Consider the following 3993-nt stretch of genomic DNA (forward strand, 5'->3'; position numbering starts at 1 on the left):
CCGTTTGGCGTCCCGCCGCAGGCCCCAGGCGGGACGCAAACTGGAAAAAGTTTTTTGGTTCTTTTTTTCAAAAAAGAACGAAAGGCCAAACCCGGCCTGGTCTCCGCCGGCGGAGTTGCCGCCACCGGCCTCCGGCCCTAGCATGCGCCACGTCCCCGGAGTTTTCCCGAAATGATCCAGCGTCACCGCTAAGGCGGAAAGGCCTGCGCCAGCGGAGCGATCCGCCGTCTGGACTCTGGTTTCGGGACCATCATGCAAAGACTGAGCGACAAGACCTGCGTCGTCACCGGCGCGGCGCGCGGCATCGGCCGCGCCATTGCGGCCCGCTTCCATGAGGAAGGGGCCATCGTCATCGCCACCGATATCGACGCAGCGGCGGGGGCGGCGGCGGCGGCCGAGATCGGCTGCCGGTTCCTGCCCCTCGACGTGCGCGAGGAGGAGGACTGGTCGCGCCTGGCGTTCATCGTCCCGTGCGCCGACGTGGTGGTCAACAATGCCGGCGTGACCGGCTTCGAGGCGGGCCCGGCGGCCCACGACCCGGAACATGCCAGCCTCGCCGATTGGCGCGCGGTTCACCGGGTCAATCTCGATGGCACCTTCCTCGGCTGCCGCTACGCGATCGGCGCGATGAAGGGCCGGGGGACGGGCTCGATCATCAACATATCCTCGCGCTCCGGGCTGGTCGGCATCCCCGGCGCGGCGGCCTATGCGTCGTCCAAGGCGGCCATCCGCAACCACAGCAAGACGGTCGCGCTCTACTGCGCGCAGCAGGGCTGGACGATCCGCTGCAACTCGATCCACCCGGCCGCGATCCTCACGCCCATCTGGGAGCCGATGCTGGGCACCGGCCCGGACCGGGACACCCGGATGCGGGCGCTCGTCGCCGACACGCCGCTGAAGCGGTTCGGCATGCCGGAGGAAGTCGCGGCCATTGCCGTGATGCTCGCCTCGGACGAAGCGACCTACCTGACCGGAACGGAGGTCAACATCGATGGCGGCCTGCTGGCCGGCTCGGCGGCCTCACCCGGCTGACCGCGCCGGCCCGCCGCCTTGCTCCGCGAAGGGGGCTTTCACCCCACCCCAACCGGCGCGACACTCCCCCCACCAAAACGCACAGGGATGGTGGCATGAGCGAGTTGTGGCGCCTGACGGCCAGCGAGATCGCCGAGCGCGTCAAGGCGCGGCAGGTCTCGGCGCGGGAGGTGGCGCAGGATGCGCTGGCGCGGCTGGCGGCGGTGAACCCCGCCATCAACGCGGTGGTGCAGGAGATGCCGGAGGCGGCGCTGGCCGCGGCGGATGCCGTGGACGCCGCCCTGGCGCGCGGCGAGGCGGTGGGGCCGCTGGCCGGCGTGCCGGTCACCATCAAGGTGAATGTGGACCAGAAGGGCCAGGCCACCACCAACGGCCTGAAGATCCAGAAGGACCTGCTGGCGGCCGAGGACAATCCGGTGGTCGCCAACATGCGCCGCGCCGGCGCGGTGATCATCGGCCGCACCAACACGCCCGCCTTCAGCCTGCGCTGGTTCACCCGCAACACGCTGCATGGCGCGACGCTGAACCCGCGCAACCCCGCGCTGACGCCGGGCGGCTCCTCGGGCGGCGCGGGGGCGGCGGTGGCGGCGGGCATCGGCGCCATCGGCCATGGCACGGACATCGCGGGCTCGATCCGCTACCCGGCCTATGCCTGCGGCGTGCACGGGCTGCGGCCGAGCCTCGGCCGGGTGCCGGCCTGGAACCCCTCCAGCCCGGAGCGGGCGATCGGCGCGCAGATCATGGCCGTCTCCGGCCCGTTGGCGCGCAGCATCGCCGATATCCGCCTCGGGCTGATCGCCATGATGGCCGAGGATCTGCGCGACCCCTGGTATGTGCCGGCGCCGCTGGACGGCCCGGCCATGCCGAAGCGCGCCGCGCTCTGCGTCCGCCCCGAGGGGCTGGCGACGGCGCCCGAGGTCGAGGCGGCGCTGCGCGACGCGGCGCTGCGGCTGCAGGAGCGGGGCTGGAGCATCGTCGAGACGCCCTGCCCGCCGCTGCGCGAGCCGGCGCGGCTGCAGTTGCAGCTGTGGATGGCCGAATCGCGCCGCAGCGGCAACGCGGCGGTCGAGCGCGAGGCCGATCCGGATGCCAGCTTCGTCATGGCCCAGATGGCGCGGGTGGTGACGGCGCCGGACCTCGACCAGTTCCAGGACATCCTGCAGGCGCGCGCGGGCTTCGTGCGGCAATGGCAGATGTTCCTGAGGAACTACCCGGTGCTGCTGCTGCCGGTCTCGGCCGAGCTGCCCTTCCCGGACCAGCTCGACGTGTCCTCGCCCGAGGGCTTCGACCGGGTGCTGGAATCGCAGCTGGTGCAGGTGGGCCAGCCGCTGATGGGGCTGCCCGGGCTGACGGTGACCACCGGCATGGCGGGCGGCGGCCCGGTCGGCGTGCAGCTGGTGGCCGGGCGCTATCGCGAGGACCTGCTGCTGCAGGCGGGGGCGGCGATCGAGGCCGGCGGCGCGCCGGTCCTGCCGGTGGAGCAGGTTCCCCTGCCGGCCTGAGCCGGCCGGGTGCTGTGGCGGCGCCGGGCGGGCCGGCGCCGCCCGCCGCTCAGCGCAGGATGCGCTCCAGCGCGGCGATCAGGTCGCGCGGGTCGTAGGGCTTGGCGAGCACGGGCACATGGCGGTGGCGCTCCGGCAGGCCGGCGGCGCCGTAGCCGGTGGCGACGACGAAGGGCACGTCGCGCTCCACCAGCCGGTCGGCGACCGGGGTGGAGGCCTGGCCGGCCAGGTTGATGTCGAGCACGGCGGCCTCGGGCCGCTCGGCCTCGAACAGCTCCAGCGCCTCCTCCACCGTGGCGGCCGGGCCGAGCACGGCGGCACCGGCCTCCAGCAACGCATCCTCGACCAGCATCGCGATCAGCGCCTCATCCTCGACGACCAGGATGCGACGCCCGTTCAGTCCGCTCATGCGGTTTCCTCTTCCACCTGCGGGCCGCTGGCCGGGCGGAAGCAGATCGCCGCCCGGAACCCGTGCTCCGCATACTCCATCTCGACCGAGGAGCCAGGGCCGAGCTCAGCCGGCAGGCCGCGCTCCAGCATCCGGCTGCCGAAGCCGCGGCGCGTCGGCGCGCGCACCGGCGGCCCACCGCTTTCCTGCCAGGTCAGGCGGACCATGCTACCCGCCTCGGCCTGCCAGCGCACCTGGACAAGCCCCTCGGGGCGCGACAGGGCGCCATGTTTCGTGGCGTTGGTGGCCAGCTCGTGCAGCGCCAGCGCCAGGCCCAGCGCCTGGCGCGGCGCCAGCCAGCATTCCGGCCCCTCCAGGCTGAGCCGCGCCGGGGCCTCCGCCGCCGCCGCCGACTGCCAGGGGGCGAGCGCCGCCTGGGCGATGTCGGCCAGGCTGGCGCCGCGCCAGGTGCGCGCCGTCAGCAGGTCGTGCCCGCGCGAGAGGGTGAGCAGCCGCGCCTGGAAATCGGCCAGGAAGCGCGGCATGGCATCGGCGCTGTCGCCGGCGGTGCGGGCGGTCTGCAGCGCCAGGGAGTGCACGGTGGCCAGCGTGTTCTTGACCCGGTGGTTCAGCTCGCCCAGCAGCAGCGCCTGGCGCGATTCGGCCGCCTTGGCGGCGGTGATGTCGCGCGCCAGCCCGCCGCGCCGCACGATCACCCCTTGCGCGTCCAGCATCGGGAAGCCGATGTCGCGGATCCAGCGCATGCCGCCATCCGGGCGCAGGATGCGGTATTCGGCGTCGAAGCTGCCATCGCGCTCGGCCTGGCGCCAGGCGGTCTCGACGCGGTTGCGGTCGGCCGGGTGCACCGCCTCCAGCCAGAGCAGCGGCTGCGCGATCAGCCGCTCCCGCGCGATGCCCCAGATCCGCTCGAAGGCGGGGCTGACGAAGTCGAGCTGCCGGCCGGTGGGATCGGTCATCCACATCACGTCCGGGCTGGCCTCGGCGAAGCGGCGGAAGCGGCTCTCCGAGGCGGCGAGCGCGGCGGCGGCCTGCACCGCCGCGGCGCGCGAG

The 3993-nt window shown here is 73.4% G+C and carries 4 protein-coding genes; 2 read left to right on the forward strand and 2 right to left on the reverse strand.

What is annotated here, in order from left to right:
• Nucleotides 1-252 precede the first annotated feature (252 nt).
• On the forward strand, nucleotides 253-1032 hold the full coding sequence (locus HMPREF0731_RS08475; protein ID WP_007003666.1) for an SDR family oxidoreductase: 780 nt from the start codon (nucleotides 253-255) through the stop codon (nucleotides 1030-1032).
• A 95-nt stretch (nucleotides 1033-1127) separates the two neighbouring features.
• Entirely contained in the window at nucleotides 1128-2534 is a 1407-nt protein-coding gene (locus tag HMPREF0731_RS08480) for an amidase family protein (RefSeq protein WP_007003667.1), read from the forward strand.
• A 49-nt stretch (nucleotides 2535-2583) separates the two neighbouring features.
• Here HMPREF0731_RS08480 and HMPREF0731_RS08485 read toward each other — a convergent pair whose 3' ends face one another.
• Both HMPREF0731_RS08485 and HMPREF0731_RS08490 read right to left on the reverse strand, forming a co-directional pair.
• On the reverse strand, nucleotides 2584-2943 hold the full coding sequence (locus tag HMPREF0731_RS08485) for a response regulator (RefSeq protein WP_007003668.1): 360 nt from the start codon (nucleotides 2941-2943) through the stop codon (nucleotides 2584-2586).
• Nucleotides 2940-3993 (reverse strand): sensor histidine kinase (locus tag HMPREF0731_RS08490; protein WP_007003669.1); only part of this gene is annotated, 1054 nt, incomplete at its 5' end. The genes HMPREF0731_RS08490 and HMPREF0731_RS08485, both read right to left, overlap by 4 nt.

The organism is Pseudoroseomonas cervicalis ATCC 49957, from assembly GCF_000164635.1.
GTDB classification, from domain to species: Bacteria; Pseudomonadota; Alphaproteobacteria; order Acetobacterales; family Acetobacteraceae; genus Pseudoroseomonas; species Pseudoroseomonas cervicalis.